The 24,574-nt window shown below is 70.9% G+C and carries 29 protein-coding genes, 1 pseudogene and 1 riboswitch; of the genes and pseudogenes, 24 read left to right on the top strand and 6 right to left on the bottom strand.

Annotation, left to right across the window (positions count from 1 at the left end):
* Positions 1 to 1,236 (top strand): LOG family protein, encoded by a 1,236-nt coding sequence (locus tag ACEXOX_RS34055; RefSeq protein ID WP_406524761.1) that lies wholly within the window; start codon positions 1 to 3, stop codon positions 1,234 to 1,236.
* Positions 1,237 to 1,285: 49 nt separating this feature from the next.
* The gene (locus tag ACEXOX_RS34050) at positions 1,286 to 2,287 is read left to right on the top strand and encodes a hypothetical protein (RefSeq protein ID WP_406524760.1); all 1,002 of its coding nucleotides are present in this window, start codon (positions 1,286 to 1,288) and stop codon (positions 2,285 to 2,287) included.
* A gap of 57 nt (positions 2,288 to 2,344) precedes the next feature.
* Here ACEXOX_RS34050 and ACEXOX_RS34045 read toward each other — a convergent pair whose 3' ends face one another.
* The 4 genes and pseudogenes from ACEXOX_RS34045 to rlmN form a co-directional block, all read right to left on the bottom strand.
* A complete protein-coding gene (locus tag ACEXOX_RS34045) occupies positions 2,345 to 3,403 on the bottom strand; it encodes an ABC transporter ATP-binding protein (protein WP_406524759.1) in 1,059 nt (352 codons plus the stop codon).
* Positions 3,404 to 5,017, bottom strand: a complete 1,614-nt coding sequence (locus ACEXOX_RS34040) for an ABC transporter permease (RefSeq protein ID WP_406524758.1) — start codon at positions 5,015 to 5,017, stop codon at positions 3,404 to 3,406.
* Positions 5,018 to 5,073: 56 nt separating this feature from the next.
* Entirely contained in the window at positions 5,074 to 6,150 is a 1,077-nt protein-coding gene (locus ACEXOX_RS34035; RefSeq protein ID WP_406524757.1) for a thiamine ABC transporter substrate binding subunit, read from the bottom strand.
* Between the two features lie 78 nt (positions 6,151 to 6,228).
* Positions 6,229 to 6,363, bottom strand: a riboswitch (TPP riboswitch).
* A 33-nt stretch (positions 6,364 to 6,396) separates the two neighbouring features.
* A pseudogene (gene rlmN / locus ACEXOX_RS34030) lies at positions 6,397 to 7,502 on the bottom strand (23S rRNA (adenine(2503)-C(2))-methyltransferase RlmN).
* A 29-nt stretch (positions 7,503 to 7,531) separates the two neighbouring features.
* Between rlmN and ACEXOX_RS34025 the strand changes: the two are divergent.
* Complete coding sequence (locus ACEXOX_RS34025; RefSeq protein WP_406524756.1) at positions 7,532 to 8,212, top strand: GntR family transcriptional regulator; 681 nt, start codon at positions 7,532 to 7,534, stop codon at positions 8,210 to 8,212.
* Positions 8,213 to 8,222: 10 nt separating this feature from the next.
* Positions 8,223 to 8,792, top strand: a complete 570-nt coding sequence (locus tag ACEXOX_RS34020; RefSeq protein WP_406524755.1) for an HD domain-containing protein — start codon at positions 8,223 to 8,225, stop codon at positions 8,790 to 8,792.
* Here the strand turns inward: ACEXOX_RS34020 and ACEXOX_RS34015 are convergent.
* The gene (locus ACEXOX_RS34015; RefSeq protein ID WP_406524754.1) at positions 8,780 to 9,253 is read right to left on the bottom strand and encodes an NUDIX hydrolase; all 474 of its coding nucleotides are present in this window, start codon (positions 9,251 to 9,253) and stop codon (positions 8,780 to 8,782) included. The two genes, ACEXOX_RS34020 and ACEXOX_RS34015, sit on opposite strands and share 13 nt — an antisense overlap.
* Complete coding sequence (locus ACEXOX_RS34010) at positions 9,253 to 10,017, bottom strand: helix-turn-helix domain-containing protein (protein ID WP_406524753.1); 765 nt, start codon at positions 10,015 to 10,017, stop codon at positions 9,253 to 9,255. Before ACEXOX_RS34010 ends, ACEXOX_RS34015 begins: the two co-directional genes overlap by 1 nt.
* A 903-nt stretch (positions 10,018 to 10,920) precedes the next feature.
* On the opposite strand from ACEXOX_RS34010, the gene ACEXOX_RS34005 reads away from it, so the two are divergent.
* From ACEXOX_RS34005 to ACEXOX_RS33910, 20 genes are all read left to right on the top strand, one after another.
* Positions 10,921 to 11,181 (top strand): DUF6284 family protein, encoded by a 261-nt coding sequence (locus tag ACEXOX_RS34005; RefSeq protein WP_406524752.1) that lies wholly within the window; start codon positions 10,921 to 10,923, stop codon positions 11,179 to 11,181.
* Positions 11,181 to 11,624, top strand: a complete 444-nt coding sequence (locus ACEXOX_RS34000) for a DUF3307 domain-containing protein (protein ID WP_406524751.1) — start codon at positions 11,181 to 11,183, stop codon at positions 11,622 to 11,624. Before ACEXOX_RS34005 ends, ACEXOX_RS34000 begins: the two co-directional genes overlap by 1 nt.
* Positions 11,624 to 11,776 carry a hypothetical protein gene (locus ACEXOX_RS33995; protein ID WP_406524750.1) on the top strand — a complete coding sequence of 51 codons (153 nt, stop codon included), beginning with the start codon at positions 11,624 to 11,626 and terminating at the stop codon, positions 11,774 to 11,776. Before ACEXOX_RS34000 ends, ACEXOX_RS33995 begins: the two co-directional genes overlap by 1 nt.
* Complete coding sequence (locus ACEXOX_RS33990) at positions 11,773 to 12,480, top strand: GGDEF domain-containing protein (RefSeq protein WP_406524749.1); 708 nt, start codon at positions 11,773 to 11,775, stop codon at positions 12,478 to 12,480. The genes ACEXOX_RS33995 and ACEXOX_RS33990 overlap by 4 nt, the downstream gene beginning before the upstream one ends.
* Positions 12,477 to 12,995: a hypothetical protein gene (locus tag ACEXOX_RS33985; RefSeq protein WP_406524748.1), complete on the top strand. Its 519-nt coding sequence runs from the start codon at positions 12,477 to 12,479 to the stop codon at positions 12,993 to 12,995. The genes ACEXOX_RS33990 and ACEXOX_RS33985 overlap by 4 nt, the downstream gene beginning before the upstream one ends.
* 272 nt (positions 12,996 to 13,267) lie before the next feature.
* Entirely contained in the window at positions 13,268 to 14,260 is a 993-nt protein-coding gene (locus ACEXOX_RS33980; RefSeq protein ID WP_406524747.1) for a hypothetical protein, read from the top strand.
* Positions 14,260 to 14,643 carry an RRQRL motif-containing zinc-binding protein gene (locus tag ACEXOX_RS33975; protein WP_406524746.1) on the top strand — a complete coding sequence of 128 codons (384 nt, stop codon included), beginning with the start codon at positions 14,260 to 14,262 and terminating at the stop codon, positions 14,641 to 14,643. The genes ACEXOX_RS33980 and ACEXOX_RS33975 overlap by 1 nt, the downstream gene beginning before the upstream one ends.
* Positions 14,644 to 14,676: 33 nt before the next feature.
* Positions 14,677 to 15,009, top strand: a complete 333-nt coding sequence (locus ACEXOX_RS33970) for a hypothetical protein (protein WP_406524745.1) — start codon at positions 14,677 to 14,679, stop codon at positions 15,007 to 15,009.
* 83 nt (positions 15,010 to 15,092) lie between these two features.
* Entirely contained in the window at positions 15,093 to 15,326 is a 234-nt protein-coding gene (locus ACEXOX_RS33965; RefSeq protein ID WP_406524744.1) for a hypothetical protein, read from the top strand.
* On the top strand, positions 15,323 to 15,619 hold the full coding sequence (locus ACEXOX_RS33960; RefSeq protein ID WP_406524743.1) for a hypothetical protein: 297 nt from the start codon (positions 15,323 to 15,325) through the stop codon (positions 15,617 to 15,619). Before ACEXOX_RS33965 ends, ACEXOX_RS33960 begins: the two co-directional genes overlap by 4 nt.
* Before the next feature lie 14 nt (positions 15,620 to 15,633).
* Positions 15,634 to 15,846, top strand: coding sequence for a hypothetical protein (locus ACEXOX_RS33955; protein ID WP_406524742.1), 213 nt, complete (start codon positions 15,634 to 15,636; stop codon positions 15,844 to 15,846).
* A 74-nt stretch (positions 15,847 to 15,920) separates the two neighbouring features.
* Entirely contained in the window at positions 15,921 to 16,706 is a 786-nt protein-coding gene (locus ACEXOX_RS33950) for a hypothetical protein (RefSeq protein ID WP_406524741.1), read from the top strand.
* Between the two features lie 323 nt (positions 16,707 to 17,029).
* Positions 17,030 to 20,581 carry a hypothetical protein gene (locus ACEXOX_RS33945; protein ID WP_406524740.1) on the top strand — a complete coding sequence of 1,184 codons (3,552 nt, stop codon included), beginning with the start codon at positions 17,030 to 17,032 and terminating at the stop codon, positions 20,579 to 20,581.
* 210 nt (positions 20,582 to 20,791) lie between these two features.
* Positions 20,792 to 20,986 carry a hypothetical protein gene (locus ACEXOX_RS33940; protein WP_406524739.1) on the top strand — a complete coding sequence of 65 codons (195 nt, stop codon included), beginning with the start codon at positions 20,792 to 20,794 and terminating at the stop codon, positions 20,984 to 20,986.
* Between the two features lie 33 nt (positions 20,987 to 21,019).
* On the top strand, positions 21,020 to 21,487 hold the full coding sequence (locus ACEXOX_RS33935; protein ID WP_406524738.1) for a hypothetical protein: 468 nt from the start codon (positions 21,020 to 21,022) through the stop codon (positions 21,485 to 21,487).
* An 8-nt stretch (positions 21,488 to 21,495) separates the two neighbouring features.
* The gene (locus ACEXOX_RS33930) at positions 21,496 to 21,993 is read left to right on the top strand and encodes a MazG-like family protein (RefSeq protein ID WP_406524737.1); all 498 of its coding nucleotides are present in this window, start codon (positions 21,496 to 21,498) and stop codon (positions 21,991 to 21,993) included.
* A gap of 19 nt (positions 21,994 to 22,012) precedes the next feature.
* On the top strand, positions 22,013 to 22,459 hold the full coding sequence (ssb, locus tag ACEXOX_RS33925) for a single-stranded DNA-binding protein (protein WP_406524736.1): 447 nt from the start codon (positions 22,013 to 22,015) through the stop codon (positions 22,457 to 22,459).
* An 88-nt stretch (positions 22,460 to 22,547) separates the two neighbouring features.
* On the top strand, positions 22,548 to 23,279 hold the full coding sequence (locus tag ACEXOX_RS33920) for a DNA methylase (protein ID WP_406524735.1): 732 nt from the start codon (positions 22,548 to 22,550) through the stop codon (positions 23,277 to 23,279).
* A complete protein-coding gene (locus ACEXOX_RS33915) occupies positions 23,276 to 23,515 on the top strand; it encodes a hypothetical protein (RefSeq protein ID WP_406524734.1) in 240 nt (79 codons plus the stop codon). The genes ACEXOX_RS33920 and ACEXOX_RS33915 overlap by 4 nt, the downstream gene beginning before the upstream one ends.
* On the top strand, positions 23,512 to 24,426 hold the full coding sequence (locus ACEXOX_RS33910; RefSeq protein WP_406524733.1) for a bifunctional DNA primase/polymerase: 915 nt from the start codon (positions 23,512 to 23,514) through the stop codon (positions 24,424 to 24,426). Before ACEXOX_RS33915 ends, ACEXOX_RS33910 begins: the two co-directional genes overlap by 4 nt.
* The last annotated feature ends 148 nt before the right edge of the window (positions 24,427 to 24,574 follow it).

The following is a 24,574-nucleotide window of genomic DNA, read 5'->3' as shown; positions in this document are numbered from 1 at the left end:
ATGTCGGGCGTGCAGCCGAACTCCGAGTCCCCCACGCCCCATCGCCCCGTCGAGCGGTCGCCGCACCGCCGCGACGACCGCGAGATCGAGACGCTCGCCGCATTCGACCGGGTGCTGGCCTCGGGCAGTCTGCGCGGCTACCGTGTCCAGTCCCTCGACCTGACCGGCCGCACGGCCGCCCTGCTCGGCACGCCGGCCTCGGACGCCGTCTTCCTCGGCTGCCGGATGGCACCGGAGGCTGCCGCGAGCGTGCGGGCGGACGGCGCTCTGGTCTTCCCGCCGATACCGAATCTGCCGTTCGACCCGTACCGCGGCAGCCTCTACTCGCCCGGCGAACTCTTCGAAGCCCTCGCCACCGACGCCGGCTACGCGGCGACCCCCGACGCCCTGGCCTACGACTGGTACCAGCGGACCATGTCGGACGGCGACATCTTCGCCTCGATGCTGCGCGGCATCCACGACGACGCCGTCTCGGACGCCCTGGACGAGCACCTCACCGGCGCCCGTGTCGTCGGCATCATGGGCGGGCACGCGCTGGAGCGCGGTTCCGACGCGTACGAAGGCGCGGCCCGGCTGGGGCGCCGGCTCGCCCGGACCGGTCTGACGGTCGCCACGGGCGGCGGTCCGGGCGCGATGGAGGCCGCGAACCTCGGCGCCTACGCTGCCCCCTTCGAGGACACCATGCTGGCCGAGAGCCTCGCTCTCCTCGCCAAGGTGCCGCGGTTCGGCCCCTCGGTGACGGACTGGGCGCGGGCCGCCTTCGAGGTACGGGACCGCTGGCCGGACGGCGGCGACTCGGTCGGCATCCCCACCTGGTTCTACGGGCACGAGCCGCCGAACGCCTTCGCGGCCCACATCGCCAAGTACTTCGTCAACGCGGTCCGCGAGGACGGCCTCCTGGCGCGCTCCAACGCCGGAGTGATCTTCCTGCCCGGCGCGGCGGGCACCGTGCAGGAGATCTTCGACAACGCGACCCCGAACTACTACGGGTCGCGGGGCGAACCGACCCCGATGGTGCTCGTCGACCGTGCCCACTGGACCGAGCGGCTGCCCGCCTGGCCCCTGTTGCAGGCGCTCGCCGCGGAACGCGCCATGTCCGACAAGATCGCTCTGGTCGACTCGGTGGAAGAGGCCACGGAAGCACTGGCCCGCCTCGGCGGAGCCCCCGGTCCCGGCCCAGCGGCATCTGCCCGACCGTCCGAGGCAACTCACGCCCCCGAAACCACGTCTCGCTAGTCAGGTAATGCACAGGTAAAACCAGGCAGTGCGCGAAACGGAGTTCTTGGTGCTCATCGGTCTTCTGACGGCGGTAGCGGCCTCGGCCTGCTACGGCACGGGGTCGGTCCTGCAAGCGGTGGGATCACGCAAGTCCGCGCGCCGGGAGGCGGCCGCCGCGTCCACCACCGGCGTCACCGCACACGGCGGGCCCAGTCTCTCCTCCACCGCCAAGGCGGCCGTGACCTGGGAGTTCATGGTCGGCACGGTGCTGGACTTCGTGGGCTTCGGCCTCGGCGCGCTGGCCGCCCGGCTGCTGCCGCTCTTCCTCTCGCAGACCGTCATCAGCGCCAACCTCGTGATCACCGCCGTCCTCAGCATCAAGCTGCTCGGCATCCGGCTGAACCGCCCCGAGTGGGCCTCCATCGCCGTGGTCTGCTCGGCGCTGGTCCTGCTGGCCACCGCTGCCGGGCCGGAGGGCGGCGGTGACGCGTCGACGACCACCCACTGGTGGCTGCTGATCGCCTCGGTCGCGCTGATCGGCGGTGGCACGCTGGTCGTCCGGCTGCTCGGCAGCCGCGCCGCGATCCTCGCCGGCCTGCTGTCCGGCCTGGGCTTCGGCGCGCTCGGTGTCGGGGTGCGCGTACTGAACGGCGTCGACCCGTTCCACCTGCCCACGCTCCTGGCGGACCCGGCGCTCTACGCCATTCTGGTCGCCGGTATCGGCGGTATGTATCTGCACACGGTGGCCCTCCAGATCGGTTCGGTCAACGGCGCCACGGCGGCGCTGGTGGTGGGTGAGACGGTGGTGCCGGGCATCCTCGGGGTGCTGTGGCTCGGTGACTCCTCCCGGCCCGGCTTCGCCTGGATGGCGGTGCTCGGCTTCGTCGTGGCGGTGGCCGGTGCCGTCGCGGTCGCCTGGTTCGGCGAACCGGAGGACGGCGGCGCGACCGGTACGGCTAGCGGACCGGCGGCCGTACCGGCCCCCGCGGAGGAAGCGAAGACGCTGGACGGGCCGTCGGCCGGGGGCGACGCACGGACCACGACGGGCAGCCGCACCAGCTCCTCGTAGCCCCGTAGCACTTCTCGTAGCGCGGGCACGGGCACGCGCCCCCACGGTGGGCGTCCCTCAGCGGTTCAGGACCACGACGTCCTCGGCCGCGAAGGTGACGCCCACCGACTCGCCGTCCTGCGGAGCGTCCCGCAGCGCGCAGGCCGCCTCCACCTGCGGTCCGGTGTCCGGCTGGAGGAGCAGGGCGACATGGGTACCGCGGAAGGTACGGGCCGCTACCATGCACGGCAGTCCGTCCGCGGCAGCCGTGATCCCCACCCCGGCCGGACGCACCAGCAGGCGGCACGGGCCGTCCGGCGTGCCGTCCGGTACGGGGACCTTGCCCCACGGGGTGTCGGCGGCCCCGCCCCGCACGGTCGCCTCCACGACGTTGTCGAAGCCCAGGAAGCGGGCGACGAACTCGGTGGCGGGACGCTGCCAGACCTCCAGCGGAGTACCGCTCTGCGCGATCCGCCCCTCCTGCATGACCACCACCCGGTCGGCCAGCGCGAAGGCCTCACCCTGGTCGTGCGTCACGGCCAGTACGGTCGTCCCCAGCTCGCCGAAGACTCTCCGCAGCTCGACGACCAGGCGCTCCCGCAGGCCGCGGTCGAGCTGGCCGAGCGGCTCGTCCAGCATCAGCAGCCGTGGCCGCGGCGCGAGGGCGCGGGCCAGCGCCACCCGCTGTTGTTCGCCACCGGACAGCGCCGCCACAGCGCGCCGCTGGGCCCCCGGCAGGCCGACCAGGTCCAGGAGTTCGGCCACCGTACGCTCCTGTTCGGCACGCGAGGCGCCGCGCATGCGCAGGCCGAAGGCCACGTTCCCGCCGACGTCGCGCTGCGGGAAGAGCTGGTGGTCCTGGAACATCAGCCCGACGCCACGGCGGTGTGTGGGCACGCCCGACTGGTCCCGTCCTTCCAGGAAGACGCGCCCCGCGTCGGCGGCTTGCAGTCCCGCCACGACCCGCAGCAGCGTGGACTTGCCGCTGCCGCTGGGCCCCAGTACGCACACGATCTCCTGCGCGGCGACGCTCAGACCGACCGCGTCCAGCGCCGGCGGCTGCCCGGTACGGAAGCGGACGGTGACGTCGTCCAGCCGCAGCAGTGCCTCGTCCGCCGTGTCCGCGTGTTCCGCCATCTAAAACTCTCCGGCCTGATCGGTACGGATGCGCTCCAGCGCCAGCAGCGCGCCCGCGCACACCACCATCAAGATCGTGGACAGCGCCATCGCCTGTCCGTAGTTGAGTTCTCCGGCGCGTCCCAGCAGCCGTGCGACGGCCACCGGCAGCGTCGGGTTGTCCGGCCGCGCGATGAAGACCGTCGCGCCGAACTCGCCCAGCGACACGGCGAAGGCGAAGCCCGCGGCGACCAGCAGGGCCCGTCGCACCAGCGGCAGGTCGACCTCGCGCCACACCCGCCAGGGCGAGGCTCCCAGCACCGCGGCCGCTTCCCGCAGCCGCTCGTCCACCGCGCGCAGCACGGGCAGCATGGTCCGTACGACGAAGGGCACTCCGACCAGCGCCTGCGCCAGTGGCACCAGCCACCACGAGGACCGCAGATCGAGCGGCGGCTCGTCGAGAGTGATCAGAAAGCCGAAGCCGACGGTCACGGCCGAAACCCCGAGGGGCAGCATCAGCAACGCATCGAACCCTCGCACCAACCGGCCGCCCCGCTTCGTCAGCGCGGCAGCGGCCAGCCCGCCCACCACCAGGGCGATCAGCGTGGCGGCGGCCCCGTAGGCGAGCGAGTTCCACAGGGCGTTCAAGGGGGCGACGGCAAAGGTGCTGTCCATGGAGGCAGCGGATTGCAACGCCCGGTAGAACGTGAACCCGTAGCCGTCCGGCCCGGCGAAGGACCGTTCGATCAGCACCGCCAGCGGCACCACCAGCAGCAGCGCGATCACGACGAGCGTCCCCCACAGGAGCGCCCACTGTCCGGCGCCACGCGGCCGCCGCACTGTCTGCGCCGGGTCGACGAGCGTGAGGGCGGCCTCCCGCCGCCGTACGGTCCAGGCGTGCAGGGCCAGCAGCGCCAGCACGGCGGCGAACTGGAGCAACGTGAGAACGGCAGCGGTCGGCAGGTCCAGGAAATCGGCGGTCTGCCGGTAGATCTCCACTTCCAGTGTGGAGAACGTCGGCCCGCCGAGGATCTGCACCACACCGAAGGAGGTGAAGGTGAAGAGGAAGACCATCAGTGCGGCGGCCGCGACGGCCGGCCCCAGGGCGGGCAGCGTCACCCGCCGCCAGGCGCCCCAGCGGGACGCCCCGAGCACCCGGGCCGCTTCTTCCTGCCGCGGGTCGAGCTGCCCCCAGAGGCCGGACACGGTCCGTACGACCACGGCGTAGTTGAAGAAGACGTGCGCCAGCAGGATCGCCCACACCGAGGTGTCCAGCCGTACGCCCCACAGGTCGTCCAGCACCCCGCCGCGCCCGACCAGCGCCAGGAACGCCGACCCGACGACCACCGTCGGCAGGACGAACGGCACCGCGACCACGGACCGCAGCAGCTTCTTTCCGGGGAATTCGAAGCGCGCGAAGACATACGCGCCGGGGAGCGCGATCAGCAGCGTGAGCCCGGTCGAGGCCGCTGCCTGCCAGGCGGTGAACCACAGGACGTGCAGGACGTCCGGGTCGGTGAGCACCTCCCCGGCACGGCCCAGCTGCCACTGTCCGCCGTCCTTCAGGCCGCGCCCGACGATCGCGGCGACCGGGTAGGCGAAGAACAGCGCGAAGAAGGCGAGCGGCAGCGCCATCAGGGCGAGCCGGGTGGCCGTTCCCCGCGCGCGGCGCGCCCGCCCCTGACGGCCGGTTACTTCAGAACGAGCGAGGACCACTGCTTGATCCACTGTTCGCGGTTCTTGGTGATCGTCTCCGGAGCCACCGTCTGCGGCTTGTCGATCTTCTCGCCGTACTTGGTGAACAGCTCCGGCACCTTCGCGTCCTCACGCGCCGGGTTGACGAACATCTGGAGCGGCACGTCCTCCTGGAACTGCTTGCTCAGCAGGAAGTCCAGCAGCGCCTTGCCGCCCTTCTCGTTCTTGGCGCCCTTGAGCAGGCCCGCGAACTCGATCTGCCGGAAGCAGGTGCCGGTCGCGACACCGGTGGGGGCCTCCTTGGGCTCCGGCTTCTTGCCCAGCACCTCCACCGGCGGGCTCGACGCGTACGACACCACCAGGGGCTTGTCCCCCTTGCCCTGGCCGGCCGCCGACCCCGAGAACCGCTCGTTGTACGCCTGCTCCCAGCCGTCCACGACCTCGACGCCGTTGGCCTTGAGCTTCTTCCAGTACTCCTGCCAGCCGGATTCGCCGTACTCGGCGATGGTGCCGAGCTGGAAGGCGAGCCCCGGCGAGGACGTGGCGGAGTTCTCGGTGACCAGCAGCCCCTTGTACTCGGGCTTGAGCAGGTCGTCGAAGGTCTTCGGCGGCGCGATCTTGTGCTCGGCGAAGTAGGCCCGGTCGTAGTTGACGCAGGTGTCGCCGTAGTCCACCGGCGTCACCCGGTGCTCCGCCTTGTCGAGCTGGAGCTCGTCGGACACGCTCTCCAGCCCCTTGGCCTGGTACGGAGTGAAGATCCCTTCCTTCAGCCCCCGCGACAGCAGCGTGTTGTCGATACCGAAGAAGACATCACCCTGAGGGTTCCCCTTCGACAGGATCGCCTGGTTGACGGCCTTGCCCGCGTCCCCGCCCTTGAGCACGTCGACCTTGTAGCCGGTCTGCTCGGTGAACTCCGCCAGCACGGATTTCGAGACGTTGAAGGAGTCATGGCTGACGAGTGTGACGCTCTTCGGGTCCTTGCTGCCGCTGCCGCCCGAGCCGCACGCGGCGAGCGCCGTCATGCCGGCCGCGACGGCCAGCGCCGTGACGGTGATCCTTCTGGTGGTGCTCACTGAATTCCTCCTGGCTGGCCAGGAAGAGACGCGGCCCCGCCCGGCGCTCCGCGAAGGAGGCCGGACGGGGCGCAACAGCATGAGTGACGACCGAACTTCCTACCCGGAATGACCCGGGCGAGGTTCAAGGGTCTGCGGCACCTCGGTGTCCGTGACGCTAGGTCCGTGACACTGCCGCACTCTCAGCGCTGTGGCGCTCCCCTGTCGGAATGTGCATTTGTTCGATCACACCGTACCAGCGGGCGGTCAGCGCTCCGAGGCGGCGAGCTGCCCGCAGGCGCCGTCGATCTCCTGCCCGCGCGTGTCGCGGACCGTCACCGGCACGCCGTGCGCGGCGATGGCCTCCACGAACGCCTTCTCGTCCTCGGGACGGGAGGCGGTCCACTTCGAACCGGGCGTCGGGTTCAACGGAATGAGATTGACATGAACCCGCTTGCCCTTGAGCAGCCGGCCCAGCAGGTCGCCCCGCCAAGCCTGGTCGTTGATGTCCCGGATCAGCGCGTACTCGATCGAAATCCGTCGACCGGACTTCTCCGCGTACTCCCACGCCGCGTCCAGCACCTCACGCACGTTCCAGCGCGTGTTGACCGGCACGAGCGTGTCGCGCAGCTCGTCGTCCGGCGCGTGCAGCGACACCGCGAGCCGGCACTTCAGCCCCTCGTCCGCGAAGCGCAGCATCGCCGGCACGAGACCGACCGTGGACACCGTGATGCCCCGCTGCGACAGCCCCACCCCGTCGGGCTCGGGGTCGGTCAGCCGCCGGATCGCGCCCACGACCCGGTTGTAGTTCGCCAGCGGCTCGCCCATGCCCATGAAGACGATGTTGGACAACCGGGCCGGCCCACCCGGCACCTCACCGTCCCGCAGTGCCCGCATACCGTCGACGATCTGATGAACGATCTCGGCGGTGGAGAGGTTCCGGTCCAGCCCGGCCTGCCCCGTGGCGCAGAACGGACAGTTCATACCGCACCCGGCCTGCGACGAGATGCACATCGTGACCCGGTCCGGGTAGCGCATCAGCACGGACTCCACGAGGGTCCCGTCGTGCAGCTTCCACAGGGTCTTGCGGGTGGTGTCGTCGTCACAGGAGATGTGCCGCACCACACTCATCAGCTCGGGCAGCAGCTCCGACGCCAGCTTCCCCGCGCCGCGGCCGGAATGTCGGTCCACTCCGCCGGGTCGTGCGCATACCGCGCGAAGTAGTGCTGCGACAGCTGCTTGGCACGAAACGGCTTCTCACCGACCGCGGCCACGGCTTCACGCCGCTCGGCGGGGGTGAGATCGGCAAGGTGCCGCGGGGGCTTCTTGGCTCCGCGCGGCGCGACGAAAGTGAGTTCTCCGGGCTTAGGCATGGTTCTTCCAGTGTCGCAGACGCGCCTCTGTGACCTGCCCCACGAGCGTGCCGTCGTGGTGGTTGGTGGGTGTCATTGGGGGTTGCTGGTTGTCCTTGCACGGCCCACAGACGGCCCGGATCGATCGCAGGAAGCCCAGGTCAGCGAGGCAGCAGCCCCCAGCGCAGGCGGGCGGGAGAGGCGCCATTTTCCCACCGCCCGCGCTCCCGGGCGTGCGAAGCTGGGAGGGGCGACCGCCATGCCGTCGGCGAAGGGAACGTCACGTGCCACAGACCTCTCCGCGAGGTACGTACCTGCAAATCACCGAGTCTCTGCGCCAGAAGATCAAAAAGGGCAAGATTACTGAGAGCTTGCCGTCTGAGGCAGAACTCATGCGCACGTACGGTGTAGGCCGAACTACCGTGGGTCGCGCCCTGAGCGTCTTGAGGAATGAAGGCGTGATTGAGTCCGTGCAGGGTGTCGGCTGGTATGTGGCGGGCACACGTGATCGTCGACCGCTGGTAGAGCGCATGACGGATCTTCTTCGCGCCGAAGATGTCACGCCAGGCGCCCCCTTCCCTTCGGAGAAGGAGCTGGGCGAGCAGTTCGGAATGTCCCGCACCGCCGTGCGGACCGCCATCGCACAGTTGGAGGGAGCGGGCCTCGTAGAGATGGGCCCGGGGCGCCGGCGGCGGGTGCGCGCCCTCCCTCCCAAAGAGGGGACCTCGTAGCTTGGACAGCATGGATCTCACAGAGCGGGCCTACGGCCTCGCTGAAGCGCTCCTGTCCGAACCTCTGCCCCGGCGCTGGCAGCACTCTCTCGGAGTTGCCGAGCGGGCGCGCTCGCTCCGCCTGATACTCGGAAGCGAGGCTCCCGTACTGGAAGCCGCAGCCGTACTGCACGATGTCGGTTACTCGCCTGAGATCGCGTTCACGGGATTTCATCCGCTCGATGGCGCCCGCTATCTGCGGGAGCACACAGACATGAGCGAGCGAGTTGTTCGCTTGGTCGCACACCACTCTTGCGCCTTGCTCGAAGCCGAGGAGAGAGGGCTACGCGAAGAGCTGGCAAGCGAGTTCGACTTGGAGCGCCCTCACCTCGTAGACGCCCTACTCTATTGCGACATGACGACCACTCCGGACGGACGCCCGACCACTTCTCAAGCGCGAGTCGCCGAGATTGTCGGTCGGTACGGGCCGGACACAATCGTTGGTCGCTTCATTCAACGCGCCGCCCCCAATATTCATGCCGCCGTTCGACGCGTTGAGGAGCGATTGAGCACCGAAGAAACGCCGAGTCACCCTATGTAAGGCACCTTGCGTGCGGCGTCCAGTCCATGAGAGATCCGCAGGCGCATCGACGGGTGAATAGTCAGAGTTTCGAGGTCCGTTGGCGAAACCCAACGGACCTCTTTGGATTCTTCACTGGTCCGGAGGGCGCCGCCAACCGGGCGGGCGCGGAAGCAAATAGAGAATTGCTGTCGAACCTCGCCATCATCGTACTTCATGACGTGTTGAGGATCGGTGTAGATCCCCACGATACTCAACACAACTACCTTTATGCCAGTCTCTTCTTCGACTTCTCGCACAACCGTCTGCGAAATACTTTCACCGGCGTCATGGCCACCACCCGGAAGTGCCCACAGGCCATTATCGGTCTTGTGGATGAGCAGCAGGTTCCCCTGCTCATCTCTGACCACGGCGGTCACGGAGGGAACCACCGAGTTGGCCTTCGGGGCGGCAGGGTCGCGGAAATAATCAATGCGACTCATCAGACACCTTCACATTCAGTAGGTGACGTTATGCGCCGGGCGCTTTCCCAGACGCGTTCTAGACTTTCTGCGTATGTACCGAACAGTTCCCCGCCGGGGACACGCTGCAAGTGCAGCACGGGAGCCATATAGGCACCTACTCCGTACACATGCCCGTTCGCTAGCAGTTCATCATCAGCGCGATAGATCGAATTGTAGAGCGTTGTGTCGTGAAGCCTAAACTCCACACCTGGAAGCCTGAATAACGGGGCATAATTCACCAGCGCATTGCGAATCTTTCCCGCCATCGCCGCCCCGATCCCTTCATCTTCACCGCGAATGGATACGGCCTGGCTAGCTGGGGCTCCGAGCATGAATCGAATCGGCACGCCGGCCGCTGACTTCTCGCGCACGAGCCGATGAAATCGGGAATCCTCCGTGAGCCAGAATCCTGAGTAAACCAACAGATCAAAATGCGTTTGCGCGTTGGAATACAGCTTTACCCATGCGTCTTGCGGGACGACAGATCGGTGAGGATAAAGCCTTACCAGCTCTGAACTACTCGACTCGGTAACTTCTTCGGAAGTGCGTTCATCCGGCCAGAGATATGAGACTTCGCACTGAACCATCGAAGCCAGGGCGTACTGGAAACGCCTGTACGGCTTACGTCTTGGTTCGGAGATCCAACGCTCAACAGTTTTCGGCGAGACCCCCAAGCGCTCGGCCACCTGCTCCAACTTGAGTCCACTCGCCACAATCGCCCCGCGGATCCGCTCGTTCGCCATACGACTTCTCCCGTCTGGGACGCCCTGGGACGACTTCGACCCTAGCGAGTCGGGGGCAGGTCGTACATGCACGGAGTCCAACGTCCCCGGCTTCGCGACCAAGCTGAGACATGTCGCCGAACGAGGGCGACGACCACCCATCAAGGCCTAGCTCCGGCCGGGCCCTTGACGGAGATGCGAGACAGGTATTACATGTATCGCATCGGCCTGAACGCCTCAGCTACGAAGAGGCAGAAGGGCGCTGCTCGACCTGCACGAACTCCGCCCGGAGGGCCCCGTGAGACGGGCCCAAAGGAAGCGGGTCTTCCTTGAGAACTCAACAGCGTGCTGTCCCCAGTCACCTGCACACGGGTGGTCGATGGGGACCGCCTCCGGCCCAGCAGTTGCGGGCGCGGGAGGCCGCCTCCGGCCCTGGCACGGCCCGGGAGGCCGCTCGGAGCGATCCGGGCAACAGGAGCCGTCCCCTGCACTTGGGCGGCCCGGGGCCACTTCCTCCCCGGGGTGAGAAAAGGAGCGCCGCCCACTGACCTCTCCGGGAGTGGGCGCGGGCCGTTACGCCCCGGCCTTCCAGCCGGCGGTGTCCGACGGTCACCGATCACCCGAGGTTCCTTCGAACAGAGGAGCCCTGATGAGCCACCGACGAACCATCTAGGCGCTGTCCGCGCCTGACCAGCGCTTTCAGCGATGCCCATCGCGTCACCACCGCGCACCACACATCTCCGCGCGGTCGAGCACCAGTGCTCGCGGTCCTCTCTGCCCGGCCGCCTTCGGGCGACGCCGGGCGGAGTGGTGCCGCGGTTGCTCGTGCTGAAGAACGGCCTGCACACAACCGATGTCCGCCCCGGCCCGCTTTCTCAGGGCCTGGCCGGGGCGCTGCCGTTTCCTTCGAGAGGAACGCCTGTCATGAAGATTCCCACCCCTGACCACGCCATGGCTGCGGACCTGGTCGCCCAGGAGCCGAGCGCCGCCGACCTGGCCGCGATCGAAACCGAGATGCCGGTGCTGGTGGCGGAGGTTGAGCTGCTGGACGCGCGGATCGCGGCGCTGGACACCCCGGTACCGGAGGTGACCATCCGCCGCATCCGGCGCGCCCGCCGCAAGCTGATCGCCGCCCGCCTGGCCCTGGCCAACCGGCCGGGCGAGCCCGTGCCGGAGGTGGCGTGATGGCCGCCGCCGAATTCGCCGCGGCCTACATCGCGCTGTTCACCGCGCACCACGCCGCCGACTACCTGACCCAAAGCGACCGCATGTCGGCCCGCAAGGCCGGCTGGACGGAACAGGGCGCCGACGGCAAGCCGGTCCGGCACACCGGGTGGGGCGCGAACCAGCTGCACGCCGCCACGCACAGCGTCGCCGAACTGCTGACGCTGGGCCTCCTGGCCACCGTGGTCCACCTGTCCCTCCCCGTGTGGAGCGTGACGGCCGCCGTGGTCTGGATTCACCTCACGCACTCGTTGATCGACCGCAGGTGGCCGGTGCGGGCCTGGATGTGCCGCACCGGGGCCGGCGGCTTCGTACGGCGCGGCGGGATGCCGCTGGTCGATCAGTCCATGCACCTGGTCTTCGGCCTGTTCCCGGCCGCTCTGCTTATCGCGGGAGGTGCCTGATGACGCGCCGACCGCGCGCCACGCTGCGCCACCGCCTGTGGCGGCGCCTTCACCCCCGCGCCTACCGCGCCGGGCAGCTTGCCGAACAGCGGCACGTCCTGGACACCGCCCTCGACTACACCCGCACCGACGTGATCGGGGGCGTGTCATGACGGTCTCGGCCCTGGAGAGGTTCCGGGAGCGCGCGCAGCACGACCCGGACGTGTCCTGGCTGCTGAACTTCGCCAGGAGCGCGGTGCAGGCCGGCCGCTACCAGTCGGCGCTGATCCGGCGGCTGTCCGCGGAGCTGGAGCAGGCCCGTCATGATCCGCTGACGGGCCTGCTGACGCGGGCCGGCTTCGAGCAGTGCGCCCCGCACGTCTTGAAGGCCGGGCCGTGCGCCGTCCTGCTGATCGACCTGGACGGGCTCAAGCGGCTCAACGACCAGTTCGGCCACGATGCGGGCGATGCGGCGATCCGGGCGACCGGCGCGAGCCTGATGGAGGTCCTGGAGTCGCACCCGGGCGCGTCGGCGGGCCGGTTGGGCGGAGACGAGTTCGCCGCCGTGGTGCCGCTGCCGGAGACCGTTGCGCTGCCGTGGCTGCTGCGCGGCCTGCACGGCTCCATCACCGCCCCGTTCCGCCACCGCGGCCGTGATGACCTGACGGTGGGCGCCTCGATCGGCGCTTGCCTCACCGCTGACCTGCCCGCCGTGGCCCTGCCGCTGGCGCTGCGGCTGGCGGATGAGGCCATGTACGAGGCCAAGCGCAGCGGCGGCGGCTGGCTCGCCGCCGCCGGTCCGGCCCCGGCTCACCGCACGGTCAACGGGCGCCGGGACGGCCGGCGCGGCACCGCCCTGGAAGGGACCGCATCGTGATCCGTATTGTGACGGCGGGCCGCCTGGCCGCGCTGCACGCCGAAGTCGATGACGCCTCTGACCTGGTCGCGCAGGCCCAAGAGGAAGCGGCCGCGCAGTGGGCGGCCCGGCTGGCCGCCAGCCGAGAGCTGATCGAAGAGCGCAAGGCCCTTATCGGCGTCGCGCACACGGCGATCGTGCAGGCCGAGGAAGTGCGCGGGCAAGCTGCGCAGCTACGACAGTTGTTCTCCACCGCGCTGCTGGTCATGGCCCGACAGCAGCGCCGCATCGGCGAGCTGGAGCAGCAGCTTGACGCCGTCCGCACGGCGCCGCCGTGGCTGTACCTGCTGCGCCGGTACGGCGAGCCGCACAGCCTGCACGCCACCCAGGAGTCGGCCGAACAGCACGCAGAGGCCGGCGGCGCAGCGCCCGCCGGCTGGTGCCCCGCATCGGACCGGCCAGCCGCCGAGGTCCCATGGCGGGTGGAAGCCGTGACCATGGTGCAGGCGTCGGAGCATGTGGTGGGGGCGGCATGAGGCCCTCGAAGATGACCAGCACGGCCGATGTTGAGGCGGCGGACCGGACGCTGACGATCGGGTCGTGGACCATCACCATCGGCGCGATCGTCTACAGCGTCTTGACGGTCACCCCGCTGATGGCCAGCCACACCGCGCCCGGCTGGGTGTGGACCGCGCCGATCCTGCCGCTGGTGGTGGATTCGGCGGTGGTCATCGTCGTACGCCTGGATGCCGCCCTGGCCCGCCTGCACGCGCAGGCCGCCCGGGACGGCTCCACCCCGCGTCGGTCCGTGTGGCCGTTCCTGCTGCGGTGGCTGACCGGGCTGTTGACCCTTGTGCTCAACGTCGGCGATGCCGCCCTGCGCGGCGATCTGGTCGGCGTCGGCGTGCACATCCCGGCGCCGCTGCTGCTGATCGTGAATGCCGAAGCCGCGTTGGCCTACCGGCGCGCCATCGCCGCGGCGATGGCGCGCATCGAGCGTGAACAGCGCGAGCGCCAGGAGCGTGAACAGACCGCGTGCCAGGAGCGTGAACGCTTGGCCCGCGAGGAGCGGGAGCGTGAACGCGAGCGCCGTGAACGCTTGGCACGTGAGGAGCGTGAACAGGCGGAGCGGCTGGAGCGTGAACGCCGTGAACACGAGGCCGCCGAACAGCGCGACGCCCGTGAACATGCCGCGCGGCAAGAGCGTGAACGTCTGGCCAGCCAGGAGCGCCAGGCCGAAGCCGACCGCCAGGAAGCGGCCCGCATCCGCGAGGAGGAACGCACGGAACGCCTGGCCCGTGAGCAGCGGGAACGGGAGGAACAGCGCCGCGAACAGGCGGCCCTCCAGGCCCGTGAACAGGCTCACGTCGAGCGTGAACAGCGTGAACGCCTTGAGCGGGAACGCCTCCTACGGGAGCGCTCGCACGCGGCCGATGCGCAGGCCGCAAAGATCACCATGAACACCGCGGCGGAGGCCGTGAACACGGCTGCTCCGGCGCCCGTGAACACCGCGGACCGGACGGCAGAGTCGGCCCGTGAACATCCGGCCGCCGCTGTTCACGCGGCGGCGCCGGCCGCGGCCACGCCGGTCGTGAACGGCGCCGTGAACACCGAGCTGAAGCCCGTGAACACAGACAAGCTCTCCGAGGACGCAGCGCTCAAAGCCGTCCGGCAGAGCCTGGCCGACGGGCTGACCGTCCGCGAAGCGGCTGACCGTACCGGCTGGTCGGTGGGCTGGGTCTCCGCCCGCTACCGCGAGCTGAAAGCCGCGCCGCAGCCGACCGTCGCCGGCGCCGCGTGATGTCCGCGGCGTTCGGCAAGTGCTGGGACCCGGCCGGCACCCGATGGGGCGTACCGACCTACCCCTGGCGCTACGCCCCGTCCGGGCTGGCTGCCCGCCGCCAACTGCGTGCTCGCGGGCTACGGCCCGGCGGGCAGCCGGTAGCGGCGCAGGTGATGCGCCAGTGCCGCTACGGCTCCGGCGTCTCGATCGCCTACCTCTACGAGATCAAGCGTGCCAAGCCGGTCCGGCCCATGACGCCGGGCCGCCATGCGGCGCTGGCCGCCGCGATGCGCGCGCGCCGCACCTGCCCGCAGTGCCGGCAGGACGCCGGCTACTGCATCCCCCGCTCCCTCGGCATGTGCGTGCCCTGCGCCTACCCGGACGACCGGCACGCCGCCTGACCTGCACTCTTCCTAAGTGATGGGAGTACCAACGTGACAGACCATCCTGGTCTGACCGTGGCCGCGTCAGCCCGCGCCATCCGTGCGCTGGCGGCGCTGGCCGACGCCTTCCCCGCCCTGCCCGCCGACCACTTCGCCGTGAGCACGGTGTGTGGGCCCGGCGGCATCGAAGTGGGCATCCACATCGACCTGCACACCTGCGCCGCGGACTTCGAAGCCTGGCGCGCCGTGCTGGACATCGACCCCGCCGGCATCGAGCACCACGAGCTGAACACCTTCCACTCCTTGCGCGCCTACACCGCGTTCGATGGCGTGCCCGTTCGGCTCTCTGGCTACCTGCCCTACCCCACCGTGGCCGCTGCCTGACGGCCGCCCGCGGTCCCGGACTCCATGCCGGGGCCGTCGGCGGCCGGACAGTCCGGCCCGCTGACGGGGAAGGAGGCGCCCTCTTGAGCTGCACGGAGGGAACCGGAACCCACTTCTTCATTCTGACGGTCGAAAGTCCTGGCTATGCCATGGCCACGCAGACCGGCACGTTCACCCCGCGGCCCGGATGCACGCGGGAGGAAGCCTTCAGCCGCATCTACGCCAAGGTCACTCACGACAGGCCGGAGCTGGCCCGCTGCAACGTGACCTTCTTCAGTCTCGACCGCAACGATCTGCACGACCTGGAGGGCTCATGAAGCGCCGACGCCTGGCTCTGCCCGTCGCGGTTGTCGTCGGCACGTTCTACGCCGTGGCGATCGGCTGGCGGCTGGCCTCCTACAACGTGCCTCTGACGATGCTCGTGGCCTGCGGAGGCGCCCTGTTCGTGACCGCGTTCACGCTGGTGCTGCGCATCGCCGATGCGCTCTCGACCACCGTGCACCGCTGCCGCAGGGAGGGCTGCTCCTTCACGGTGCAGGTCCGCCACGTGGACGCGGTGGAAAACCGGCGCTGGCAGGAGATCGCCGCCGACCACCCGCATCACCTCTGACCGGAAGGGCGCCCATGTCCGTGCTCAAGCAGATCTTTATGCCGCGGCCGTCGCTGCGGCAGATCCGCACCGCGCCCGATGACCTGGTGCTCGAAGCCGATGAGCACCTGCGCCAGGCCGTGAGCTGCGAAGACGCCGGGGACTACGCGGCGATGACCGCGTACGCCGCGGTGGCAACGGCCAAGGTCGTGCTGGCTGCGTACCTGCGCGACGCCGACCACAACTAAAACGGTCGCCCCCGGCCCGCTTTCTCAGGGCCTGGCCGGGGGCGTCCTACCCCTTCGAGAGGAGCCCTCTCAGCATGCCGGAAATCATCACGCCGGCCGAACCGGTCGAGGAAATCTCCACCCCCACGGGGCCGAATCCGCCCGCACCTGCCCCCGAACCGCGGCCGACGCTGGACCTGCCCGCCCCCGGCCCGGACGCCGAACCCGCCCCGGCCCCGGACCCGGCCGAGGAAGACACCGGCGAAGAGGACGAGGACGAGGCTGAGCTGCAGCCTGCGGGCCTGCCGGCTGTGCCGCTGCTGGCCAATGCGGTCAACCTGTCCACCGTCGGCGTGTGCAGCACCCTCCAAGCTGCGGGCCCGGTCGCCGCCATCGCGGCGGGCGCCGTGGCCGCGGCCGGTGTCGGCGCGCTGGGCCTGGCCGCGGTGCGCTCCGCCCGCACCGCCGAACAGCGCCGGGCGCAAGCGGCCACCACCACCCGCGCCGGCCGTACCGGTAGTGCGGGCGCTTCCGCCGGGGCTTCCCGCCGCGGCGAGGGCCGGGCCCGGCCCGGCACCGGCGGTGCCGGTGCGGCCGGCGGGGGAGCAGCCGGGGCAGCCGCGGCGGGCCCGCGGGTACCCGGCGTTCCGCCGGCGGTGGCGGAACAGCCGGTGGCGGGCCCGGCCGCCGGTCAGCAGGGGGCCGCTCCGGTGCGGGCGGTGGCGGCGGGCGCGGCTTCTTCGGCCGCAGGAAGTCTGCCGCCGACCAGACCGGCGGGCACACGCGCGGCGGGAGCCGTACGGGCTCCGGTGCAGCGGCCGGAGGCCTGGCACGTGGCTTGTGGGGGCGGCGCGGCACCGGCCGCGGAACCTCCGGCGTGAACACCGGCACGGGCACCGCAGGTTCGGGCGGCCGCGGGAAGGGCCGGTCAGGCCGCTTCGAGACCGCGGCCGGTCACCGTTCCTCCGGCGCGTCGCCGCTCAGCCTGGGCAAAGGCACTGGCCGCAGGGGCCGTTCCGGCTCCGGAGCTGGTGCCGGCGGCGGGGGTCGGGGCGCGGGCTGGGGTTCTGGGCTAGGCAAGGGACGCGGACGGTCCGGCGCCGGGGACCGCTTCGGAGGCGGCCGGGGCGCCGGGCGCCACGGCCCCGGCGCGTCCGGTAGGAGCAAGTACCGCGGCGGTCTGGGCTCCGGGCTGGCCTCCCGCTTGGCCGATCGCTGGTCACGGCGGGGGCGCAAGGACCGTACGGCGGGTAGCGGCCGCTGGCTCGGGTCAGGTCGGCAGACGCTCAAGGCCGCGCAGGGCCGCCTTTCGCGCGCCCGGCAGCGGGCCGGGGCGTGGCTGTGGCGCTGGGGTCAGCGTCTGCGAGACCGGCTGCGGCAGTGGCGCGGCCGGGCCGGGACCTGGGCCAAGACCAAGCTGACGCGCGCCTGGCAGGCCACACACATCTGGCGGCGCCGCAACCTGGCGAAGCTGCGGCATCTGCTGCGGCTGGCCGCTGCCGTGTTCTTCGCGACCGTGGCGGCGCTCGCGGTGATGCCCGCCGCGCTGTTCGTCGGCGCCGCCGCCAACATCCCCGCCGCGCTCAACAAGCGCTTCCGCTTCACCAACCACGGCATGACCTGGCCCGGCCGGGTCTTCCGCAAGGTCTGGAAGGGCATGGCGGACGCCTCCCGGCGCCGCCTGGACGCCCAGCTCTCCGACATGGCAGCGCCGATCACCGGCAACCGCGCGCACGTGGGCCACGTCTGCGACGACCCCAGCGCCGGTACCGGCGCGCCGGCTGCCACCGAAACCACAGTTGAAAGGGGTGGGCACGTGAGTGTCTTCGCCACCTCCGCCGAAGAAGTCGCCAACACCTACGCGGCCTACGATGCGCCCGCGATGGCGGCCGTGGCGGCCGAGTACAAGGGCCTGCCGGACGCCATCCGCAACATCAACGGCGCGGTCATGGCGCTGGCGGAGAACTCCGCCGTCTACTACCCGATGGACCCGGCCATGGCCGACGGCGTGGCGCAGGTCGCGCAGGTGCTGGAGGCCACCGCCGCCTACGCCGACGAACTCGAACCCACCTTCCGCCAGGTCCACGACCTGGACATCATGCGCCTGGAAAACCCCCGGGTGAACGAGCACTGGTGGAACGTCGGCGGCATCGACGGCGACGGCGCCCTGTGGGCCAAGCCGTCCGTGCTGGCCACCGCCGCCGAAGAGGTCAGCGGCGTCTACGAGCAGTGGTCGCCGGAAGCGTACGCGGACGCGGCCACCAACCCCGCCATGGTCGTCGGCGCGGAGTACGAGGGCGTGCCGGTCGGGCTGGAGCACCTGGCGCAGGCCGTGACCTACCTGGCCACCCGCTCCGCCGAGTGCTACCCGGTCGATCCGTGCATCGCCGAGATGGTCTCGGACGTGGTGCACGGACTGCGCAAGGCCGTCAGCGCCGCCATGGAACTTCAGCCGGCATTCCGGCGGCTGCACTGCGAGGAGATCGACCACACCGAGAACCCCCGCACCAACGAGCAGATGTGGAACACCCCGCGCGATGGAGGGGGCAGCGTGCCTGAGCTGGACTGGCAGGGCCGCCACACCCTGAACACCGCCACCGCCACGGCTGCTACATCCGCGCTCGCCGCAGCCTCCCTGACCTACGTCACCGGCGTCGATCCGCTGTGGGATGCGGGGATCGCGGCGGCCGGAGCGCTGGGCAGCGTGCTGGCCGGGGCCCGCAGCGGACACCTGCCCGCCACCCTCACCTACCGCGCCGGTCTGTGGGCCGGCGCGGGTACGTGGTCGTGGTGGGCCGCCGCGGGCGGCCCGCCCTGGTCCTGGCCGTGCCTGGCCGCGCTCGCCGGCGGCGCCGCCTTCGGCCGCCTGACCTGGAACGCCGTCGGCCGCCACGAGGGAGCGGAGAAGCTGCGCCGCCGCAAGGCCGCCTGGAACGCGCAGGAGGCCGCGCGCCAGGAGCGGCACGACGCGTGGGGCGAGCAGTGGAAGCAGCGCCTGGCCCGCATCGCCAAGCTGGAGGAGTGCCGCATCGTGGCGATCCAGCCGTGGGCGGCCAACACCGGCTACACCGTCGAAGCGGAGCTGCCCGGCGGCGCCACCTGGTCCCAGCTCAAGCGCTTCGAGGAGGCGCTGGGCTCGGACCTGCGGCTACCGGAGGGATGCGGGGTGGAGGTGGCCGGCGGGCGCCGCAAGGGCACCGCCATCCTCCGCGTGGCCACCGTCAACGTCATCGAGCAGAACATCCCCTTCCCCGCCGACCTGTCCTCGACCAGCATCGATACCCCTTTCGCCATTGGGCTGCACAAGGACGGCACCTATGCCCAGGGTTCGCTGGCCTTCCAGTGCGGGCTGGGCATCGGCGACACCGGGTCGGGCAAGACCAACACCCTCAACGGCGTCAACGCCCAACTGGTGCGCACCGTGGATGCGCTGGTGTGGCACATCGACACCACCGGCGCCGGTCTGTCGCTGCCGTGGCTCACTTCGTGGGCCATCGACGGCACCCACGAGCGGCCGGTCATCGACTGGACCGCGCCCACCCTGGACGAAGCGCGCGCGATGCTCACCATGGCCATCCAGGTCATCGAGATGCGCAAGCGCCGCTATCAGCAGGTGATGCGCCAGGCCAACGACACCAAGCTGCCTGCCCGCCCGGACATCCCCGCCGTCATCATCGTGGTGGACGAGACGGCCGATCTGCCCCGCGACGTCAAAGGCATGATCGAGACCGTCATGAACACCGGCCGGGCGGTGCGGGTGCGGGTGCTGGTCTCCTCGCTGCGGGCCACCACCGACTCCATTCCGGTGCCGGTCAAGAAGCGCGCGAAGTGGCGCTGGGGGATGTTCGTCACCGACCCGGAAGAGCTGTCGTATCTGTTCTCCGGATACCAGAGGGTGGACCCCAGCGACGCACCGTGGCCCGGCTGCGGCTTCAACGCCTACAACGACACCAAACCGCGGCCGTTCAAGGCGTTCGAACTCACCCCCGAAGCCATGGACCGCGTCGCCGCGGCCGTCAGCGCGCGCCGCCCCGTTCTGGACAAGATCTCATGCGAGGTGCCGCACGGCCGTTTCTACCCCTCGCGGTGGGCGCGGGTGCTGCCGCGCCTGTACGAGGGGGAGCGGCTGCACGCGGTCACCCGGCCCTACACCGGCGTGCCCGTCGTGCCCGTGCCCACCGCCGCACCGCAAGGCGGCCCGGCCCCGACGTCGGGAGCGGTGCCGGGCGGTCCGGGAGCGGGCATCCGGCCCGGCAGCCCGGAATGGAACCGGCTCTTCCCCCGCCGCGGCGACACGACCACACCCGCCGCACCGGAGAAGCAGCCGGACACCCCGGGCCCCCCGCCGGACGGACGGCTACGGCTGGTGGTCAACAACACCGACCGGCCGCAGGGCCCACCGACGCCGCCAGAGACTCCTCAGGAACCGCCCGCCCCGACGCACAGCGACCCGGCCCCGGCACCGCAGCCGGAACCGCCGCAGCCACCGGAGCAGGCGAAGCCGACAGCGGCAGGGCCGCAACCGTCCGCGCAGGATGTGGCAATGCGGCTGGTGCTGGACGCGGGCCCGGACGGTACCGGCCCCTCCCGCATGGAAGCCGACCTGAAGGCCATGGGCTACAGCACCCACCGCACCACCATCTCCGGATGGCTGCGCCTGTGGGCCGCCGCCGCAGAGGTCTTCCAGATGGGCAGCGGAACGCAGACGTACTACGTCCATCGCAGCTACGTCTCCGACCGTCCCCCCTCCGCCTGATGGTCACTCTTTGTGCTTGTTGTCGCTTGTAGCGACAACAAGCACACACCCCTCCTGCGCCTCCTGAGGGGCCTGTGACCCCCTCTTTCCTTGTTGTCGCTACAAGCGACAACAAGCGCAAACAAGCACGCACCGTAACCGCCGCGCGCTCCCCCGCCGGAGCCGTCCGGCGGGCGCCCGGCATCCGCCTTCGACCGTGACAGGAGCCTCATGGCCCTCACCGTCTCCGCCGCCGTGCTCTTCGCCATCCTCACCCTCGTGCTGCTGCGTGCCCGCTACGTCGGCCCCGGCGCCGCCATCGTGGTGTTCCTGTGCGGCTTCTTCGCCGCTGGCACCGGCGCGTACCGGCCCATCCACAACCTGTGCGAAACCGTCGCCGGCGCGCTCATGCAACTGGCCGGCTGACCGGCGCCCGCACCTCCCGTGAAGGAGGACCCCGTGCCCGACCCCTACCGGATCACCGCCGCGCCCGCGCCGTACGAGCCCGCCGTGCACCTGGCCTACCCGCCGCTGCCCGCAACCGAGATTCCGCCCGGCGTGGAGCTGGTCACCCTGCCCGGAGGTACCCGCGCCCTGGCCTACGTCCAGCCCGCCCCCGCATCGCCCGCCCCCTCCGCGGGCTCGGCGCAACCGGTGCCCACGTGGGCCAAAACGATTGCGCTGCTCGCGCCGACCACCGGTTTCGGCGTCGCCGCCGCCGGCGTCGGCATCTCCTACGCCGCACCGGGAGTCATCGCCGTGAGCCACGCCCTGTGGGCCGCCGTCGCCGTCATCGCCGCCGGCGGCATCGCCGCCTGCTCCCTCGTGCGCGCGATCCGCCGCCGCGCGGCGCCCGCCCACATCACCCAGAACATCACCGCCAACGGCCTCTTCGGCCGCGCCAACGGCACCATCAACACCCACTGAGGAGAACCGTGTTCGAGATCCGTCTGATCTGCGACAGCGCCGACACCGAGCAGATCGTCAACGCGCTGCCCGCCGCCTTCGACATCCGCACCCTGCGGCAGAAGCCGGCCGCCGACCCGGCCCGCACCCGCGTCTACCTCACCGCCGACCACCAGCCCGGCAGCGCCGACATGGCCGAACCGTGGGCGCACATCCGCGCGGTCAAGGCGTGGCTGGACGACTGCAACGGCCGCGGCCCGGAGGAGACCGCCCTGCGCCTGCTCAAGGTCACCGAGGAGGCCGGGGAAGCCGCGCAGGCGTACATCGGCGTATGCGGCCAGAACCCCCGCAAGGGCACCAGCCACAGCACCGGCGACGTGGCCGCCGAACTGTGCGACGTGATCCTGAGCGCCATGGTCGCCCTGCACGACTTCAGCGACCACCCCGCCCGCCTGCTCGCCGACACCGCCGCCCACCGCCACCAGCGGCTGACCGCCCTCACCACCGCGGCCTCTGCGCGCGCCTGAGCAACGAAGGAGCAAACTCATGTCGTTCGGAGAAACCCCGATCACCATCATCGGCAACCTGACCGCCGACCCGGAACTGAAGTACACGAACAGCGGCCAGGCCCTGGCCAAGTTCACCATCGCCTCCACCCCGCGCACCTTCGACCGTGAAGCCAACCAGTGGAAGGACGGCACGTCCACGTTCTTCCGCTGCGCCGCCTGGCGCGCCCTGGCCGAGCACGTGGCCGAGTCGCTGGGCAAGGGCTCTCATGTGGTGCTCTCCGGCCGCATCCGCCAGCACAACTGGCAGACCGAGCAGGGCGAAAACCGCTCCATGCTCGCCGTCGAAGTCGACGAAATCGGCGCCTCCCTGCGCTTCACCACCGTCACGATCGACAAAAAGCGCACCACCGGCACCGCCCCGGCCAGCGGCCCGTGGAACACCGCGGGCTCCCCCGCGGGGCCGGGCGACGAACCGGCGTTCTAGCTGTGCCCAGGGCGACCGCGTGTCTTTGGCGAGAAGTGCGGCCGCCCTGGTTTCCACAACCAATCCCTAAGGACTGGAGACCACCAGCATGACTCAACCTGCCCCCGTCCGGCGAGACGTTGCCCGGCCGTTGCGGCCGCGGCTGCTGGATGCGTACTGCTGCATCGGTGGCGCGGCCCACGGCTATCAGCGCGCCAGCTTCCACGTCACCGGCGTCGACATCGTCCCCCAACCCGACTATGCCGGCGACGCGTTCGTGCAGGGGGATGCGGTCGAGTACATCCGCGCGCACGGTGCGGAGTTCGACTTCATCCACGCCTCCCCGCCCTGTCAGGGCGAAGGAGCCCCGACCAAGGGCAGCAATGCCGCCCGCAATGCCGCCGGGGGCCGCGTCCACCCCCGGCTGATCGCCCCGACCCGGGCCGCGCTGGACGCAGTCGGTGTGCCGTACGCGATCGAGAACGTACCCGGGTCCTCGGTGCGCAAGGACGTGCGGCTGTGCGGCGAATCCTTCGGGCTCGCGGTCCTGATGCACCGCTACTTCGAGCTGGGCGGCTGGAGTGCCGAACAGCCGCCGCACCCCCGCCACCGCGGCAAAGTGCGCGGATGGCGGCACGGCCGGTACTTCGACGGCCCGTACGTGGCCGCGTACGGGTCCGGCGGCGGTAAGGCCACCGTGGACGAGATCCGCCGGGCCAAGGGCATTGACTGGTCCACCGACCACTTCCGTCTGCGCGAAGCCCTGCCCCCGGCCTACACCGAATGGGTCGGCCGCGCCTTCCTCGCCAGCGTCCACGCGGGACTGGCGGTGGCGGCATGAGCGAACGCCTTGATGTCCGCCGCATGCTGCTCGTCCGCGGCTGGACGGAGAAGCGGCACGGCCTGCTGGTGAAGGGCGGCGCCTCGTGGGCCGCCACGAACGACTGCGGTGACTCCTCCCTGTCCGGTCCGGCACGGGGGCGGGGCGACCGGTTCACCTTCGACTTCCCCGGCGACGTCCCGGCCCGCGTGATCGTGGCCGCCGGCGAAGCCGCAGCGGAGGTGAGGGCCGCATGAGCGCGCCCCTGACCATCGACCTCCCGCAGGTGGCGCTGCTCGCCGCGGCACTGGCCGCCGCCGATCGCGGCTGGCACGTTCACCCGCTACGGCCCGGCGCGAAGACTCCGGCGCTGCACGGGGAAGAGCGCTGCCCCCGTACCGGCGAATGCGCCAGCGGGCACCGCAAGTGGGAGCAGCGTGCCACCACCGACCCGGCCCGCATCGAGCGCGCGTGGGCCCACGCCCCGTACAACGTCGGCATCGCCACCGGCCCGGCCGGGCTGCTCGTGGTGGACCTGGACATGCCGAAGGACAAGGACGAGAAGGACGCGCCTGACGGCGCGAACTGCTTCTTGGCGCTCTGCGAGCGCGCCGGACAGCCCTGGCCGACCACCTACACGGTGCGGAGCGCACGCGGCGGGCAGCACCTGTACTTCGCCGCGCCGGACGGCGTACGGCTGCACAACACCGCTGGCAAGCTGGGCCCGCTCATCGACACCCGGGCCTGGGGTGGCTACGTGGTCGCCGCCGGGAGCACCACCGCGACCGGGGACTACCACGTCGTGGGCGATGCGCCCGTGGCCGACCTGCCCGCGTGGCTGCTCGAAGCGCTCACGCCCCCGCCCCGCGCCCGCGGCCCCGTCGCCCTGCCCTCCCCGGGCCGGGCGAGTGCGTACGCGCAGGCGGCGCTGCGCAACGAGACGGACAACGTTCGTCATGCCCCCGAGGGCACCCGCAACCGGACCCTGGTCCGCGCCGCGCGGGCCCTGGGGCGGCTGGTGGCCTCCGGCGACCTCCCCCGCGCCGCGGTGGAGGAGGCTCTTAATGGGGCAGGGGAGGCGGCCGGTTTGAATGAGCGCGAGTGCCGGCCCGCCGTCACCAATGCGCTGAACTGGTCGATCAGCCACAACGGCGGGACGGCCGCATGACCGCCCGCCCCCAGCCCCTTAAGAGCATCCTCCCGTACCCCGTCCGCCCGTACGCCGCTGGCCGCTGCACAGCTCCGGCGGTTGCCCGCGGCCCGAAGGGCGTCGGCCGTCAGGCCGTCCACGCAGCTCTTCGCCCAGCTCTGCGGCC

It is taken from the genome of Streptomyces sp. Ac-502 (assembly GCF_045222935.1).
GTDB lineage: Bacteria > Actinomycetota > Actinomycetes > Streptomycetales > Streptomycetaceae > Streptomyces > Streptomyces monomycini.
Note: the sequence above shows the minus strand (reverse complement) of the source record. Positions and strands in the feature narration are given on the sequence as shown.